A 15,184-nucleotide genomic window follows, 5' to 3' on the forward strand; every position below is an offset into this window, starting at 1 on the left:
CATTAGATTCCGTAATAGGTTAATAAGGGAGTGCACTGAAGTATAACTCATACTTTAGTGCACTCCTTTTTTTGATGAAAATTAGGGGCGATTTGCCGCATGATTTGGTTAAGTTAGGGAATAGTAAAAATGTATAAAATTATATAAAATTTGAATAAATGTTGAATAATATGTTTCAGAAGAATGAATTCTTTGCTTTGAAACCCAATAAAAGGAAGTTATTGTCACAATTATGCCTTTGCATATTCATGCGTTCTGATTTATAATAAGTCGGTCAAAGAGACAACTTGGATTTTTTTCATACGAATAGGGGAGATATAGAAATGAACAAATGGGGTAAACTTAGTTTAGGTATGTTATTAGCAGTAGGCCTGTTGTCAGGCTGCGGTCAAAATAAAAATGATAGTGATACCGCTGCAAATGGAAATGCAACTAACGGTGGGGCTACTAAGAAGCTTACTATGGGCACAAGTGCAGATTTTCCTCCGTACGAATTCCATAAAGTAGTAGACGGTAAAGATACTATCGTGGGCTTCGATATCGATATCGCTAAGGAAATTGCTGCTGATATGGGTGCAGAACTTGTAATTAAGGACTTGCCATTCGACTCACTATTGAACGAATTGTCCAGCGGAAGAGTAGATATTGTAATTTCTGGACTTAGCCCGACGGAAGAACGTAAAAAAGCTGTTGATCTTTCAGACATTTATTACAAGGCTGAGCAAGCGATTGTTGTGCGCGAAGCGGACAAAGATAAATACGCCACTATGGATGCTGTAAAAGGTACCAAAATTGGTGTGCAGACTGGATCCATTCAAGAAGAAATTGCTAAAGGGATCGAGGGAGCGAAAATCACTTCGCTTGGTAAAATCTCCGAAATCGTTCTACAATTGCAATCCAATCGTGTAGATACTGCTATCATTGAAGGGCCCGTCGCCAAATCATTCGTTAAGAATGTTCCTGGTCTTGTAATTACTGATGCTAAGCCAGAAGTTGAAGATGACGGTTATGCTATTGGTATTAAAAAAGGAAATAAAGAGCTACTGGATCAAGTAAACAGCACACTGACACGTTTAAACTCAGAAGGTAAAATTGATGAGTACGTAACGGCAGCTAGTGAGCTTGCAGATAGCACGAAGTAAAGAAACAACGGATATTTTTAAAGTCTGCTAAAGTAAATTGTATGTGTATACAGAAAATAGCGACAATAAGCTATTTTCTATTTTTTTGGAGATGGGAGGATAGGTTATGGACATTACTTTATTTAAAATGGCTTATGATTATCGTGATTTTTTCCTAACCGGTTTGCAGTATACCTTGCTGCTTGCTGTTCTAGGCGTCTTCTTTGGTTTTATTCTAGGGATTATTGTTTCCTTGCTACGTATGTCCAAATGGGGTGTGCTTCGCTTCTTGGCAACAGCCTGGGTAGAATTCCTTCGTGGTACACCTATGCTTGTACAACTGTTTCTGATCCATTATGGATTGGCTACATTCGGGATTGAATTTACACCGATTCAGTCGGGGGCAATCACTTTATCCATTAACAGTTCTGCTTACCTTGCAGAGATTTTCCGTGCTGGGATACAAGGGGTAGATCGTGGACAAATGGAGGCAGCCCGTTCGCTTGGAATGAAGCAAGGGATGACTATGCGCCATATCATACTCCCGCAGGCACTCAAGAGTGTTCTTCCGGCAATCGGAAATGAATTTATCACCATTATCAAGGAATCATCGATTATTTCTTTTATCGGCGTTACGGATTTGATGTTTCAAGCACGTACGGTTACAACGATTTCTTACGATGGTATGACACCACTTGTAATTATCGCATTTATGTACTTTGTGCTGACATTTACGCTATCGAAGATCCTAGGTAGACTGGAAAGGAGGCTGAATACCGATGATCGCCGTTAAGAACTTGCAAAAAAATTACGGGAAGCTGGAAATTCTCAAGGGAATTGACTTGGAGATTCATAAAGGTGAGGTCGTCGTCGTTATCGGACCGAGTGGATCGGGTAAAAGTACCTTTCTGCGCTGTTTGAATCTCCTGGAGCAGCCAACTGGTGGCGAAATTACTTTTGAAGGTGAATCTATTACCTCCAAAAAGCACGATATTAATGTCACACGTGAGAAGATGGGAATGGTATTTCAGCAGTTTAACCTCTTTCCTCACAAAACAGTTCTGCAGAACATTACACTAGCACCGATTAAGGTGAAAAAACAGCAGCAGTCCGAAGCAGATAAATTCGCAATGGAGCTGCTCAAGACTGTAGGCCTTGAAGATAAAAAGGATGCATATCCTGCTCAACTGTCCGGAGGGCAGAAGCAGCGGATCGCGATTGCCCGTGCGCTGGCGATGCAGCCTCATGTGATGCTCTTTGACGAGCCAACCTCAGCCCTTGACCCAGAGATGGTCGGTGAGGTGCTGGAGGTTATGAAGAAGCTTGCAGAAGATGGTATGACAATGGTCATTGTTACGCATGAGATGGGCTTTGCACGCGAAGTGGGCGACCGTATTCTATTTATGGATGGCGGCGTAATTGTAGAGCAGGGTACACCTGCACAAGTATTCGGAAATCCTCAGCATGTACGTACACAGGATTTTTTAAGTAAAGTGTTATAAGTAAGTCAAATCGAAGCGGCGCTCGGGCAAGTTATCCGGGTGCTGCTTTATTTTTTTAACAGTTGCATAATTTGAGGATATAATGGACTGAGTTCATTTATTTATGTAAACCATGTATAATAGATGGTCAATCAACTTGAAAAGGAGTACATACATAATGAGAGATGATCTGCGCCGGATAGGCATTATCGATATTGGTTCTAACTCCATACGTCTTGTAATCTATGATACAACGCCGGAGGGAGGCTATAAGATCATCAAGGAGTGTAAGTACTCTGCACGTCTTAGTGAGAAGATTACGAAGGAAGGTCGACTGGAGCAGAAGGATATGGAGACGATCATCCCAGTCTTGCGCCAGTTTAAGGAGATCTGCAATGCTTTTGATGTAGAGACCATTCGTGCGGGCGCTACAGCGGCAATCAGAAATGCTGCTAACTCCAGTGAAATTATTGCCTTTTTGTCAGAAGCTTCTACCATACCCATTGAGGTTATCAGTGGTCATCAGGAAGCTTACTTTGGCTTCTTAGGTGTCATAAACGCATTTAATGTTGAAGATGGTTATGTCATCGATATTGGTGGCGGGAGTACTGAAATCACACTTTTTCGCGGGCGGCGTTATCAACATAGTATTTCCTTTCCGTTCGGAGCGGTGAATACCAATCTTATGTTTGGTCAAGGCGGGAACTGGAATGGAGAGCAGATTCAGAAGCTGGAGACCTATGTTCTGGGGAGATTGGTAGAGCATGATTGGCTTAACTCAACAGCAGGTCTTCCACTGTTTGGTCTGGGAGGTACGGTTCGTTCTCTAGGTAAGCTGGATCAAAAGACTAGAGCATACTCATTACCTAACTCTCACGGTTACACCATGGCCAGTGAGACGATTGAGCATTTTATGAACACATTACCTTCAATGCCTTATGATAAGCGTAAAGACTTAGATGGGTTGTCTAAGAGTCGAGCAGATATCATCGTATCCGGGTTGATTATTTTCCATACGGTATATCAGTATATTGGGGCTAGCCAGGCTGTAATCAGCGGGGAGGGGCTCAGGGAAGGTATGCTACATGATCTACTGAAGCCGGATCAACCGGTGCGAGACAGTGCGCTTGAATACAGTTTAAATACGATTATTCGGTTTGATATTCGTACTTCTAAACGGTATTTAGATCATATTAACAAGCTTGCTCTAAGTCTGTTTGACGCGTTCAAGGATGAGGAGAATAAAGCTGAACATGAGATGTTAATTTATGTATCCATCATGCTACATCGAACAGGGTCTAACATTAACTATTATCAATCTAAACGACACACCCTGTATTGGCTGATGAATTCACCGATTCGTGGACTGACACACCGCCAGCTTATCCTGTGCGCGATGATTGCCTCGTATAGCACAAAAAGCCGGAAGCAGAAATTGTCCCAGATGTATAAGGACATTTTACTGCCTTCCGACGAAGAGTGGATTCATAAGCTCGGATCGCTTGTACAGCTAAGCATTGCACTAGACAGCACCGAGATCGGAATTGTAAGCGGCCTGAAGGCTAATCTCCACGGCAATACTCTTAATCTGGATCTTGAGGGCGCTTCAGCGCTTCTGATTGGTCTAGAGGACATTGAGAACGCCTTAAAAGCATTTAAGAATGCTTGGGCGGTGAAGGTAAAACTCGATTTTCCTTCCAACGTGTAACATCCATTGCTGCGAACTGGCTCCGGAAAGGGGCCTTTTTGTCGTCTGGTTGCTCGTAATACCCATTAGGCTGTAAGAAGCTGGCCTTCACATTATCTTTAAGGGATAGTTCAAGAATCTTAACGATTTGTTTACGAATATTGCTGTCTCTTACCGGACACATCAGCTCGATCCGTCGGGTTAGGTTTCTAGTCATCCAGTCTGCACTGGATAAATACACCTCAGGCTTCCCGCCATTTTCAAAATAGTAAATTCTTGAATGCTCCAGAAAGCGGTCGACAATACTGCGAACCGTAATGTTTTCGCTCAAGCCTTCAATCCCCGGACGAAGACAACAAACCCCCCGAACGATTAAATCGATAGATACACCGGCCTGTGCGGCACCATATAAATCGTCGATGACTTGTTGATTAGAGAGTGAGTTCATTTTGGCAATGATACGTGCAGGTCTTCCAGCTGCAGCATGCTCCGCTTCACGCTTCATCAGCTTTTGTAAGGAAAGGCTCATGTCAGTTGGAGCTACAATGAAGGAATTCCAGTCAAAATCAGCGGAATAGCCAGTCATTTGATTAAACAGCTCGGAAGCATCAAGTCCGATATCGCTTTGAGCAGTAAATAGACTGAGATCCGTATAGACTTTAGCTGTACTGTCATTGTAGTTTCCTGTGCCTACATGCACGTAACGACGTAATTCATGGCCTTCTTGACGGACAATCAAGGTGACTTTGGCATGTGTTTTGAGTCCAACAAGACCATAAACGACATGACATCCGGATTTTTCAAGTTGGCGGGCCCAAGCAATGTTACGTTCCTCATCAAATCTTGCTTTTAACTCAACAACGACTGTTACCTGTTTTCCGGATTCAGCAGCATTAGCCAGTGCAGTGATCAGAGGAGAGTTTCCGCTCACGCGGTATAAAGTCATCTTAATGGCCATCACTTGTTCGTCCTCTGAGGCTTGAATGATAAAGTCCGTCATCGCATCAAAGGATTCGTAAGGGTGGTAGACCAGAACATCCCGCTCACGTAATACCTCGAAGAAATCCTCGTTCTCTTCAAATTCAGCAGGGTAGACGGGTTCAATGCTTGGATAGTTTAAGTAACTAAAGCCCTTAATACTGCCGGCGAAATTACGAAGGAAACTTAGATCTAGCGGACCTTCAATTTCGAATACGAAATCTTCAATTTCAAACTCAGCTTGCAGCTGTTCCAAGGCATATGGATGAATTCCTTTTTGTACTTCAAGTCTTGCTGGAACACCGCGGCGACGCTTGCGCAGCTCCTTTTCAATCTCTTCTAGAAGATCCTCGGCCCCTTCTTCGTCGATCGTGAGATCAGAGTTGCGGGTCAAACGAAATTCACTAACAGCAACGGGCTCATAACCACTAAATAAAGTTTGAATGTGATGACGGATGACATCCTCTATAAATACGAACTGCCGTTTCTTACTGTTAGACCGGTGTGGTAGCGGGATACATCTTGGCAGATTAGATGGAATTTGCAGAATAGCAAAAAAAGGCTCTTCTTCAAGGCCATTCTTACGAGTAAGAACTACTGCTAAATAGATAAATTGGCTATGAACGAGTGGAAACGGTCGACTCTGATCTACAGCCATTGGCGTAAGTACAGGATAGATGATATCCCGGTAATATTGTTCTATGGACTGTTCCTGTGCATGAGTGAGATCCTCATAATCCACAAAAACGATACCTTCTTTATGCAAACTCCGTGAAATATCACGGAAAATCCGGTATTGGTCGGCAACAATTTTGGTAACTCGCTTGATGAGACGTTTGTATAGCCCGGAAGGGGTATAGCCAGTGAAATCTTTTTTAGTATAGCCTGCCCGGATTTGATCTTGAATTCCTGCCACTCGAACGCTTATGAATTCATCAAGATTGCTTGAGACGATTGCCAGAAATCTAGCCCGTTCCATTAGCGGATTATCAGGGTCTTGAGCTTCTTTCAGCACGCGTCGGTTAAATTCGATCCAGCTCAAATCTCTATTGAGGTAAGCAGTGGCTGGGCTGCTTTGGTTGTTTTTATTCTCTTCTGTATTCATGGGACCTCCAAATATGATTCGTTGTCTATATCTATTCTATTTATCATATTCTATCATTCTACTATTGGATAAAGCATGAAATGTTAACGCTATGTAAAATCTTCGGGAATTTTATATGATAATTTTTAAAAATGGTGCATGTATCTTTTAATGTAGTTAACATAATGAAAAATATGTTAACCACAATCCGAAAAAATGACAATATTGAAACTTGATTTTTCAAAGTGGTAACAATTACATAAGCACAGGTTACAAAATTGTGATATATTAAGTCCTGTCAGTTTTACAAAAGACTGCAACATATCAAGAAATCACACACGGGTTGTACATAAGTACTTAAAATGTACACGAGCGTATACGGAAGTGATACCGTTCACGCCCATCTAATGAGGAGGCAATTATGAAGAACAGATTTAGAACAATTAAAACCCTTGCTGCAATTATGGGAATCAGTGCATTACTGCATGCCGTCCCAGCTCATGCAGACAGCGTTCATATCGCTAAGGATGGCAACACTTTTTATACTTTATCCAAGCAATATAATGTAGGTGTGAATGAATTAATGAAAGCAAACCCAAACGTTGCAGCACTTAACATTTACGAAGGTCTTGAAATTACTATCCCTAGTAAGATGCAGGCTGAGTCCGTAACTACAACTGACAAATCACCAGTGATTACACCAAGTCTGAATGTAAACTCAGAGTCCAAAACAGTTGAAGCATGGGGTAAGTCCTTTAATTATGACAAATCGATTCAAGTCAAAGCTTCAGCTTATTCTTCTGCAAGCAGTGAGAACGGCGGATGGGGTGCAGTAGATTATTTCGGAAATCCTCTCAAGCTTGGAACTATTGCTGTTGATCCAAATGTGATTCCTCTCGGTACCAAAGTATTGGTGACAGGCCATTCACATGATGGATTGCCTAAAGATGCATTCTTAGCAACGGCAACGGATGTGGGCGGTGCTATAAAAGGCAATCGTATCGATATCTTTATCCCTGGTAGCCAAAGCTTTGTATCATCATTCGGTTATCAATATGTACAATTATACATTGTTAAATAGATAGATAAAAATAGAGAGAAAACCTATGAGATATGAAAAGTTCTAAAATAAGGTTACACAGGAAACGGAGGAAGTCCTTAGCGGCTGCCTCCGTTTTTTGCGTATTATAAAATATATATTTGGGGGTAATTTATTTACTTTTGGACACTTGTAGTAATTGAGGAACGGTAACGAAAGTATAGCCCCGCTTGCGCATAATAGTGATTACTTCAGGTAAAGCCTGAATCGTTCCCTGTAGATGACTACCTGGACCGCCTCCACCGTGCTGAAGAATAATCGCTCCTCTCCCAATATGGGCTAGAATATTATTTCTGACTTGGTTTTTGGAAAGTCCTTTCCAGTCCAATGAGTCCACATTCCAATTCACGAGCGTGTAGCCATGGCTTTTTGCCCATTTTAGCTGCTGTTCACTGATATCCCCATAGGGTGGGCGAATTAGTCGTGGTTTATATCCGGCCAAGGTTTGTATAATATCCTCGGTCTTTATGATTTGTGATTGAAAATCATTCATCGCAAGCTTCACAAACTGAGGGTGGTTATACGAGTGATTTCCAATCGCATGTCCTTCTCTAATCATTCTTTTCACCAAAGCTGGATGTTTTTTTGCTCTGCTTCCCACCACAAAGAAGGTTGCTTTGACATTATATTTTTTCAGGATGCTAAGCAATTGGGGGGTAAATCTTGGATCAGGAACATCATCAAAAGTAAGTGCTATGACTTTATTCCGAGGTCCACTAGTCTTAAAAGTCTCTGGGTATTTGTGTAACAGCTGACTTAATGTCAGACCTTTAGTGTTTTTATTGCTGTTAAGTGTCGAACTATTTGTAGCAGCGCTACCTGCTGAAATTGCCGTATCTTCGTCTGAAGCGGGTACACTTTGTGTTTGTTCTTGCGGAGTCTTCTGACTCTGTACAGGCGCTGACGCAACCTCTGAAGAATAGGTTGGGAATAGCATAGTTATGATTGTTCCTAATATTACGAGCAGTTTCTGACCTCTCCGTTGAAAATACATCCCCATCTGCCTCCTTTACTACCTGATCACCGTCATATTCTTAATTGTTATCTCCATAGATGGGTGGATTTATGCTGATAACAATACAGTATTGGTTAAGATTTCTTGAAGGAACCAATGCGTGTATACTAATAGAACGGGGAATTCCCGAGTCAATTATAGATTACGGAAGGATGGAGACATGAATGTCTGATTTGTTTGCACCGTATGAATTGAAGGGGTTATCGCTGAAGAATCGTATTGTCATGCCACCAATGTGCCAGTATTCGGTGGATAAAGAGGATGGCATCCCTAATGATTGGCATTATGTTCATTATGTAAGCCGTGCTATTGGCGGTACAGGATTTATTATCGTGGAAATGACTGGCATACATCCAGATGGTAGAATCACTAATCGAGATACAGGAATCTGGAGTGATTCGCAAATTGAAGCTTATCGTAGAATCACGGATGGTGTGCATGCGTATGGATCAAAAATCGCTGTTCAATTAGGACATGCTGGACGAAAAGCTGTGGATGCAGAGCCGCCAGTGGCTCCATCAGCAATTCCTTTTGATGCTAATTTCAAAACGCCACAGGCTCTTTCTAAAAAAGGAATTTCAGAATTAATTGAGGCCTTCCGTGAAGGGGCGCGCAGAGCTATAGAGGCAGGATTTGATACGGTCGAAATTCATGGTGCACATGGTTATTTAATTCACCAGTTTCATTCACCGTTGACGAATACCAGAGATGATGAATATGGACAAGATCCTGCGTTGTTCGGAGAACAGGTAGTTAAAGCAGTCCGAGAAGTGGTTCCTGTAGACATGCCATTGATTATGAGAATATCTGCGAAGGAATATGTAGAGGGTGGATATGATGCTGCATACGCTCTGGATATTTGCCGACGGTATAAGAATGCTGGAGTGGATCTGTTCCATGTTTCTTCTGGAGGAGAAGGTCCTATAGGTTCAAATGGAGGGCCCAATGCAAGCCCTGCTTATCAAGTGGATCTGGCAGAGTTTATCCGTAGTGAATTACAGGTGCCTGTAATTGCAGTGGGGCGGCTTGAATCCTTTACTGAGGCACAGTCCATCGTCGCTGAAGAACGGGCAGAGCTGATAGCCGTTGGCCGTGGGATGTTGAGCGATCCCTATTGGGCTTTACATGCGGAAGAGGCGCTTGGAAGCGTACGTAATGTACCCAAACCTTATGAACGCGGGATCTGGAAAAAGGGATAGCGCGCTTTGAATGTGAAGTTTGTCACAGATTTTATACTCCTTCTAAGGCAATCTTAATAAAGATAAAATTTGAAGGAGCTTGATAACGTGGGGATGGTTTTAAGTAACGATCGGCTAACTGACGGAGTGTACCACCTTAAAGTTGAAACGAATAGCGGCGGTGAAATGGGTCAATTCTACATGTTACGGGCATGGGATGCTTATCCGATCCTTTCCAGACCGTTAAGTATACATGAAGTAAAAGAGGATAGTGTCGAATTTTTATATCACGTAGTGGGGGAAGGCACTGAGATATTTTCACGGTTGACTCCTGGTGACTCAGTGGAGCTTGAAGGGCCTTTTGGTACGGGATTCCCACAGGTCGAAGGCAAGGTTGCACTTATTGGTGGTGGAATTGGAATAGCGCCGCTATATTATTGTGCAAAGCAGCTGCCTAGTTGTGATATCTTTCTAGGTTTTAGTCGGGAAGCTTACCGGACAGAAGCTTTTCGTCCATTAGCAGCCGAGCTTACAGTAGATGTAGGCGGATTTATTTTGGATCGTGTGGATTTTAGTCAATATGATCATATTTTCGTTTGCGGCCCCCATCCTATGCTTAAAGCTGCACAGCTTAAAGGCGTAGCGGCCGAAGAGGCAGGAAGCAATACAAAAGTTTATCTCTCTCTAGAGAACCGAATGGCTTGCGGCATTGGTGCCTGTCTTGTTTGTAGTGTTTCTTGTCGTGATGGTCAGCGAAAAGCCTGTGCAGACGGACCCGTGTTCCTTTCTGAGGAGGTGATTTTTCATGACTAAGATGAGTACAACAATTGCAGGCGTTCATTTTAAAAATCCGATTGTAATGGCTTCAGGAACATTCGGCTTTGGTCGTGAATATGGAAAGCTGTATGATGTATCTTTGCTAGGTGGAATCTCAGGGAAAGGGCTCACCCTCCATCCAAAAGCAGGTAACCCTGGCACTCGAGTTTATGAGACAGCCTCTGGCATGCTGAATAGTGTAGGATTGGAGAATCCCGGTGTAGCTGCGTTCTTGGAAAAAGAATGCCCTTATTGGGAAACACTCGATACAGCCCGTTTGGTGAATCTTGGCGGCGGGACGCTTGAGGATTACGTACTTGGAGCAGAAATGATCCAGCATGATGCAGATCTTCGATCAAGCGCAGGTAAACCAGCTGTTGATATGATTGAGTTGAATATTTCCTGTCCAAATGTAAAAGAGGGCGGAATTGCATTTGGAATCAAGACTTCAGAAGCGCAAAAAGTAGTACAAGCTGTTAGACGTTCCACTAAGCTACCACTTGCGGTAAAGCTGTCTCCAGGTGCTGAGAATATCGTTGAGATGGCGCAAATGTGTGAGGCAGAGGGAGCAGATGCTGTCTCGCTGATCAACACCATTTCCGGGATGAAAATTGATGTGCGACGGAGAAGTAGTGTATTTAATAACTTGTATGCCGGACTGTCCGGACCAGCGATTAAGCCAGTTGCTTTGCGCATGGTGCATCAAGTCGCACAGAACATATCTATTCCAGTAATCGGAATGGGGGGCATCACCACAGCTACTGATATTATTGAATTTATTATGGCAGGTGCTTCGGTAATCCAAGTAGGAACCTACAATTTCATGAATTTGAGAGCAGGTAGCCAGCTTGTTGAAGAGCTTGAGCAATTCATGGTTCAAGAAAATATTCAATCCTTGGATGAAATACGTGGCATTATATAAAGTGGAGTAGTGAGGAGATACTATTGACTTCTAACAAGATTAACCCTGAGGATATTGAGCTGATGGCGACGCCTGTCGGACGTGATCTCTTACTCGTAATTAGTGGGGGCGTTCGTCATATTGGAGCGGCAAGTACTGCGTATTTAAATGGAGAGCGGGTGGAAGTGCAGACCTCTGCGGTTCCTCATCATAAAGAGCATACGATAAGCGAAGATATTGCCATTAGGGTAGCTGAGGCTTTAAACAGGACGGTCACAGTGGTTATGGGCATTCATTACGACGATCTCACGGCAGAAGGTATTAAAGAGGTCGTTGAGATCGTAAATAATAAAGTAATTCAATATTTAGCGCAACAAATGTGAAACGGGATTGGCAATTCTGCGTAAAAGATATCAAGTGAGTATTTAAATTATCTTTTGGAGGAATGAAACCATGTCTATATTTAAAAGATTGCGCGATTTAACAATGTCTAACGTGAATGCGATTATCGACAAAGCAGAAGACCCGATTAAGATGACCGATCAGTACATTCGTGATATGACCGAAGATTTGGAAGATGCAGAAAAAGCGGTAGCGGCTCAAATCGCTATTGAGAAAAAGTTCAAGCAGCTATATGAAGAGCAGGAAGCACTTGTTAACAAACGTACGCAACAGGCACATGCTGCAGCTCAAGCTGGTAATGTTGACCTCGCTCGCCGTGCTCTGGAAGAGAAGAAGGCTGCTGAAGCTAAACTGGTAGAATACAAAGCTAGCTTCGACCAGAACAAAGCATCAGCGGATAATCTTCGCGGCAAACTTGACGAGATGCGTAAGCAGCTCACTCAAATGAAGAACAAACGCGAAACCTTGGTTGCACGTTATAATGCTGCCAAAGCTCAAACTGAAATTAATAAAGCGATGAGCGGTTTCAGCTCTGATTCCGCATCTGCTGGCCTGAAACGTATGGAAGAAAAAATGCTGCAAGCAGAAGCTCAAGCCGAAGCTAGCAACGAGATGAGCTCGGGCAACAAATCACTTGATGATGAGTTCGAGAAGTTGAACAAAGATCAAGCAGTAGAAGATGAATTGGCTGCTCTGATGAAACAATACGAGAAGCAATAACATTTGATCTTAGCCGTTTCACGGCTGATGTTCACAGGCGAAGGGGAGACAGGAATATCGTTTCCTCTTCGCTTTATCTATGCTTATGACAGCATGCAAAATGAATAAGCGGGGGCTATTAGAATGGATTTCCATATCCTGGTGTCCATGGTCGTGTGGACAGTGAGCGGCGCGGTGTTGCTGTTTGTGCTGATGTTCGTAGATTCACTCTTCACTCGATACAATGATTTAGAAGAGTTAAAGGCTGGAAATATGGCAGTTACTACACGTTTTGTAATGAAGCTATTGGCACAGGCATTCATTTTATCATCATCGATAGCTGCTTCTAACAGCCTGCCAGATGCTTTGCTGATCTCGATTGTATCTTTTTTTCTTTTGCTTATTTTGGAAAGAACGGTCCGTCTCCTCTTAGCTAAATGGGGGAATCTGGATCTGGATCATGGTACACAGCTTGGCAAAATCGGGTACGGCTTATTATCAGGCTCACTGCAAATTACGGGAGCTTTAATTATTTCTGCATTTATGTAGGGGGAACGATCAAGTTGAGTATATGGAAACGTATAGGTAATCTTTTCTCCAAACCAGCGGCTCAGGAAGTTCAGAAAAGTATGCTTAATTTGTCTCCCGGAGACATCTGTGAAGTATCGCTCGTTACCTACGAGGTAACCGGCAGGACCCATAATCGCGGACGAAATGCGGTAGTGCTGACATTAAGAGATGGTAGTCAAATTGCCTATTTGCATATTGAGGAGCGGGAACAGCTGCAATATGGTTTATATAAACCTATTGATGGGCGCTTAGATAATCCTGCTGAGGTTCCAACAACACTTGAACTGGATGATTATACATTTTTTCTGGAGGAAGAGTATGATGGATATGTTGCTGCCCTAGGCCAAACCCCTTTTATGAATGGTGGAGAGCAGCATGTATGGCAATATCAGTCAGATGATTCTCGGCTTCTGCGTGTAGAATGGCAACATGGACGGTTCATGCTGTATGAAGGGGAGAAAGTAATTCCTGGTGATGTGAAGGTAATTAGAGCATCCTAGACATGAATCGTAAGAGATGTGATCTTGAGATCGCATCTTTTTTTTGTAATTACGTAGATGAAATCGGTAAAGGATTAATGTCGTTTCCACCATTCATTTTACTTCAGGATAGCTCATGTTAAAATAGTACCTATTGTACTGCAAAAAACGGACGATTTAGAGCGGAGGCATGGTATGAAGGATCATAAATTTCAGCGCAGAGCGCTTCAAGTAAAAGAGGCACAGGCCAAAATAATCAAATTTGCGAATCCGCTAGAGTCACAGGAGGTCTCATTGAATGAGGTCTGTGGGCGTTATTTGGCTGAGGAAGTGATTGCGCCACATTCTTTTCCCGCGTTTAACCGTTCTAGCATGGATGGATATGCAATTATTGCAGCAGATACAAGTCACTGTGTAAATGGACAAGTCGTATGGTTAGAAATGGTGGACAATATTCCATGTGGCGCTGTGGCATCGGTAGATATAACTTCGGGAACAGCCGCAAGGATAATGACTGGAGCACAAGTGCCGTTAGGGGCAGATACTGTAGTTATGCTAGAAGTAACGGAGACACGTGAGGAGGAAGGAAAGACTTACGTAGGTATTCGAAAGAAGCAGGAAGCGAAGTCTAATATCACACCGATGGGGCTGGAGTTAAGCTCTGGTGAGCTAGTGCTGCCAGCGGGGCGATTAATCTCTGCCGGGGATATAGCTGTTCTGGCAGCGTTTGGCATACATACAGTGAAAGTCTATCGTCGGCCTAAGGTAGCTATCTTTGCGACAGGCACAGAGCTGCTAGAGGTACATGAACCACTACAGCCTGGCAAAATTCGAAACAGCAACTCACCCATGCTCGAAGCTTTAGTCAAAGAGGCAGGTGGGGAGCCCGTGATGCTGGGATCTATTGTGGATGATCTGGAGCTGGCTCGAAGTAAAGTACAGATGGCGTTGGAAACCTATGATTTTGTAATCACTACGGGTGGAGTATCGGTAGGAGATTATGATATTATGGGCGATTTGGTTCGTGAACAGAGTGGAGATATGTTATTTAATAAAGTGACGATGCGTCCGGGGAGTGTAACCACTGCTGCTGTTAGAGGTGGTAAGCTGCTGTTAGCCCTATCAGGTAATCCAGGTGCTTGTTTCGTTGGTTTTCAATTGTTCGCACGTCCGGTTATCAGATTAATGCAGTGTGCGTCACAGCCGTTCTTACCAGAATGGAGCGCCACACTCGGTGCAGATTATAACAGAGTGAATGACTTTACCCGATTTGTTAGAGCGCGATTAGAGATCCGTGAAGGCAGCCTTTATGCCATTCCAGCAGCGATAGACGAATCTTCCGTGATGGTCACGATCAAGGATAGCGATTGTCTGATTGTTGTTCCACCAGGGGATCGAGGCTTATCTGCGGGTGCTAAAGTGACTATTATCAAGCTTCCGGGAGAAATACGGGGATAGGATAAAGGTAAAATGCTTTTTGACATTAACAATAGGACGGAAATAGCTAATTATCTAATATGCCAACGATATTATTTACAACATTTCAATATATGAAAAATTCATAATAGAAAAGCCGATATTTCAACATAATGCTAATCTGATCAGTCTTTCTAAACCATGTAAAAAGAGAGCCGGCCACACCTTTTCCATAAAAATCGGATAGGGTATGGCCGG

General features: G+C 43.0%; 15 protein-coding genes. 13 read left to right on the forward strand and 2 right to left on the reverse strand.

Going from position 1 to position 15,184, the window contains the following annotated elements; all coding sequences use genetic code 11:
- Positions 1 to 323 precede the first annotated feature (323 nt).
- From NSQ29_RS10365 to NSQ29_RS10380, 4 genes are all read left to right on the forward strand, one after another.
- Entirely contained in the window at positions 324 to 1,142 is an 819-nt protein-coding gene (locus NSQ29_RS10365) for a transporter substrate-binding domain-containing protein (protein WP_341124975.1), read from the forward strand.
- A 106-nt stretch (positions 1,143 to 1,248) separates the two neighbouring features.
- Positions 1,249 to 1,914, forward strand: a complete 666-nt coding sequence (locus tag NSQ29_RS10370) for an amino acid ABC transporter permease (protein WP_042128253.1) — start codon at positions 1,249 to 1,251, stop codon at positions 1,912 to 1,914.
- Complete coding sequence (locus NSQ29_RS10375; RefSeq protein ID WP_042188767.1) at positions 1,901 to 2,623, forward strand: amino acid ABC transporter ATP-binding protein; 723 nt, start codon at positions 1,901 to 1,903, stop codon at positions 2,621 to 2,623. The genes NSQ29_RS10370 and NSQ29_RS10375 overlap by 14 nt, the downstream gene beginning before the upstream one ends.
- 157 nt (positions 2,624 to 2,780) lie before the next feature.
- Entirely contained in the window at positions 2,781 to 4,310 is a 1,530-nt protein-coding gene (locus NSQ29_RS10380; protein ID WP_341124976.1) for a Ppx/GppA phosphatase family protein, read from the forward strand.
- Here NSQ29_RS10380 and ppk1 read toward each other — a convergent pair.
- Complete coding sequence (gene ppk1 / locus NSQ29_RS10385; protein ID WP_339265039.1) at positions 4,258 to 6,372, reverse strand: polyphosphate kinase 1; 2,115 nt, start codon at positions 6,370 to 6,372, stop codon at positions 4,258 to 4,260. The genes NSQ29_RS10380 and ppk1 overlap by 53 nt on opposite strands.
- 400 nt (positions 6,373 to 6,772) lie before the next feature.
- Between ppk1 and NSQ29_RS10390 the strand changes: the two genes are divergently transcribed.
- Complete coding sequence (locus tag NSQ29_RS10390) at positions 6,773 to 7,432, forward strand: 3D domain-containing protein (protein WP_149647339.1); 660 nt, start codon at positions 6,773 to 6,775, stop codon at positions 7,430 to 7,432.
- A 130-nt stretch (positions 7,433 to 7,562) separates the two neighbouring features.
- Here NSQ29_RS10390 and NSQ29_RS10395 read toward each other — a convergent pair whose 3' ends face one another.
- Positions 7,563 to 8,444: a polysaccharide deacetylase family protein gene (locus NSQ29_RS10395; protein WP_341124977.1), complete on the reverse strand. Its 882-nt coding sequence runs from the start codon at positions 8,442 to 8,444 to the stop codon at positions 7,563 to 7,565.
- Between the two features lie 185 nt (positions 8,445 to 8,629).
- On the opposite strand from NSQ29_RS10395, the gene NSQ29_RS10400 reads away from it, so the two are divergent.
- The 8 genes from NSQ29_RS10400 to NSQ29_RS10435 all read left to right on the forward strand — a co-directional run bounded on the left by NSQ29_RS10400 (position 8,630) and on the right by NSQ29_RS10435 (position 14,968).
- Entirely contained in the window at positions 8,630 to 9,664 is a 1,035-nt protein-coding gene (locus NSQ29_RS10400) for an NADH:flavin oxidoreductase/NADH oxidase (RefSeq protein WP_341124978.1), read from the forward strand.
- 87 nt (positions 9,665 to 9,751) lie between these two features.
- Positions 9,752 to 10,456, forward strand: coding sequence for a dihydroorotate dehydrogenase electron transfer subunit (locus NSQ29_RS10405; protein WP_339796113.1), 705 nt, complete (start codon positions 9,752 to 9,754; stop codon positions 10,454 to 10,456).
- Entirely contained in the window at positions 10,449 to 11,381 is a 933-nt protein-coding gene (locus NSQ29_RS10410; protein ID WP_341124979.1) for a dihydroorotate dehydrogenase, read from the forward strand. The genes NSQ29_RS10405 and NSQ29_RS10410 overlap by 8 nt, the downstream gene beginning before the upstream one ends.
- Before the next feature lie 23 nt (positions 11,382 to 11,404).
- Entirely contained in the window at positions 11,405 to 11,743 is a 339-nt protein-coding gene (lpdD, locus tag NSQ29_RS10415) for a prenylated flavin chaperone LpdD (RefSeq protein ID WP_341124980.1), read from the forward strand.
- A gap of 70 nt (positions 11,744 to 11,813) precedes the next feature.
- Positions 11,814 to 12,482: a PspA/IM30 family protein gene (locus NSQ29_RS10420; RefSeq protein ID WP_042188756.1), complete on the forward strand. Its 669-nt coding sequence runs from the start codon at positions 11,814 to 11,816 to the stop codon at positions 12,480 to 12,482.
- A gap of 123 nt (positions 12,483 to 12,605) precedes the next feature.
- Complete coding sequence (locus tag NSQ29_RS10425; RefSeq protein WP_094869154.1) at positions 12,606 to 13,010, forward strand: DUF350 domain-containing protein; 405 nt, start codon at positions 12,606 to 12,608, stop codon at positions 13,008 to 13,010.
- A gap of 14 nt (positions 13,011 to 13,024) precedes the next feature.
- The gene (locus NSQ29_RS10430) at positions 13,025 to 13,531 is read left to right on the forward strand and encodes a DUF4178 domain-containing protein (RefSeq protein WP_149647342.1); all 507 of its coding nucleotides are present in this window, start codon (positions 13,025 to 13,027) and stop codon (positions 13,529 to 13,531) included.
- Between the two features lie 174 nt (positions 13,532 to 13,705).
- Positions 13,706 to 14,968, forward strand: coding sequence for a molybdopterin molybdotransferase MoeA (locus NSQ29_RS10435; protein ID WP_341124981.1), 1,263 nt, complete (start codon positions 13,706 to 13,708; stop codon positions 14,966 to 14,968).
- The last annotated feature ends 216 nt before the right edge of the window (positions 14,969 to 15,184 follow it).

This window comes from Paenibacillus sp. FSL F4-0236, assembly GCF_038000135.1.
Lineage (GTDB): Bacteria > Bacillota > Bacilli > Paenibacillales > Paenibacillaceae > Paenibacillus_AQ.

Excerpts from the sequence above, each read along its gene's own strand:
- NSQ29_RS10365 (WP_341124975.1), top strand. The coding sequence starts at position 324 with ATGAACAAATGGGGTAAACTTAGTTTAGGTATGTTATTAGCAGTAGGC.
- NSQ29_RS10370 (WP_042128253.1), top strand. The coding sequence starts at position 1,249 with ATGGACATTACTTTATTTAAAATGGCTTATGATTATCGTGATTTTTTC.
- NSQ29_RS10375 (WP_042188767.1), top strand. The coding sequence starts at position 1,901 with ATGATCGCCGTTAAGAACTTGCAAAAAAATTACGGGAAGCTGGAAATT.
- NSQ29_RS10380 (WP_341124976.1), top strand. The coding sequence starts at position 2,781 with ATGAGAGATGATCTGCGCCGGATAGGCATTATCGATATTGGTTCTAAC.
- ppk1 (WP_339265039.1), bottom strand. The coding sequence starts at position 6,372 with ATGAATACAGAAGAGAATAAAAACAACCAAAGCAGCCCAGCCACTGCT.
- NSQ29_RS10390 (WP_149647339.1), top strand. The coding sequence starts at position 6,773 with ATGAAGAACAGATTTAGAACAATTAAAACCCTTGCTGCAATTATGGGA.
- NSQ29_RS10395 (WP_341124977.1), bottom strand. The coding sequence starts at position 8,444 with ATGTATTTTCAACGGAGAGGTCAGAAACTGCTCGTAATATTAGGAACA.
- NSQ29_RS10400 (WP_341124978.1), top strand. The coding sequence starts at position 8,630 with ATGTCTGATTTGTTTGCACCGTATGAATTGAAGGGGTTATCGCTGAAG.
- NSQ29_RS10410 (WP_341124979.1), top strand. The coding sequence starts at position 10,449 with ATGACTAAGATGAGTACAACAATTGCAGGCGTTCATTTTAAAAATCCG.
- NSQ29_RS10420 (WP_042188756.1), top strand. The coding sequence starts at position 11,814 with ATGTCTATATTTAAAAGATTGCGCGATTTAACAATGTCTAACGTGAAT.
- NSQ29_RS10425 (WP_094869154.1), top strand. The coding sequence starts at position 12,606 with ATGGATTTCCATATCCTGGTGTCCATGGTCGTGTGGACAGTGAGCGGC.
- NSQ29_RS10435 (WP_341124981.1), top strand. The coding sequence starts at position 13,706 with ATGAAGGATCATAAATTTCAGCGCAGAGCGCTTCAAGTAAAAGAGGCA.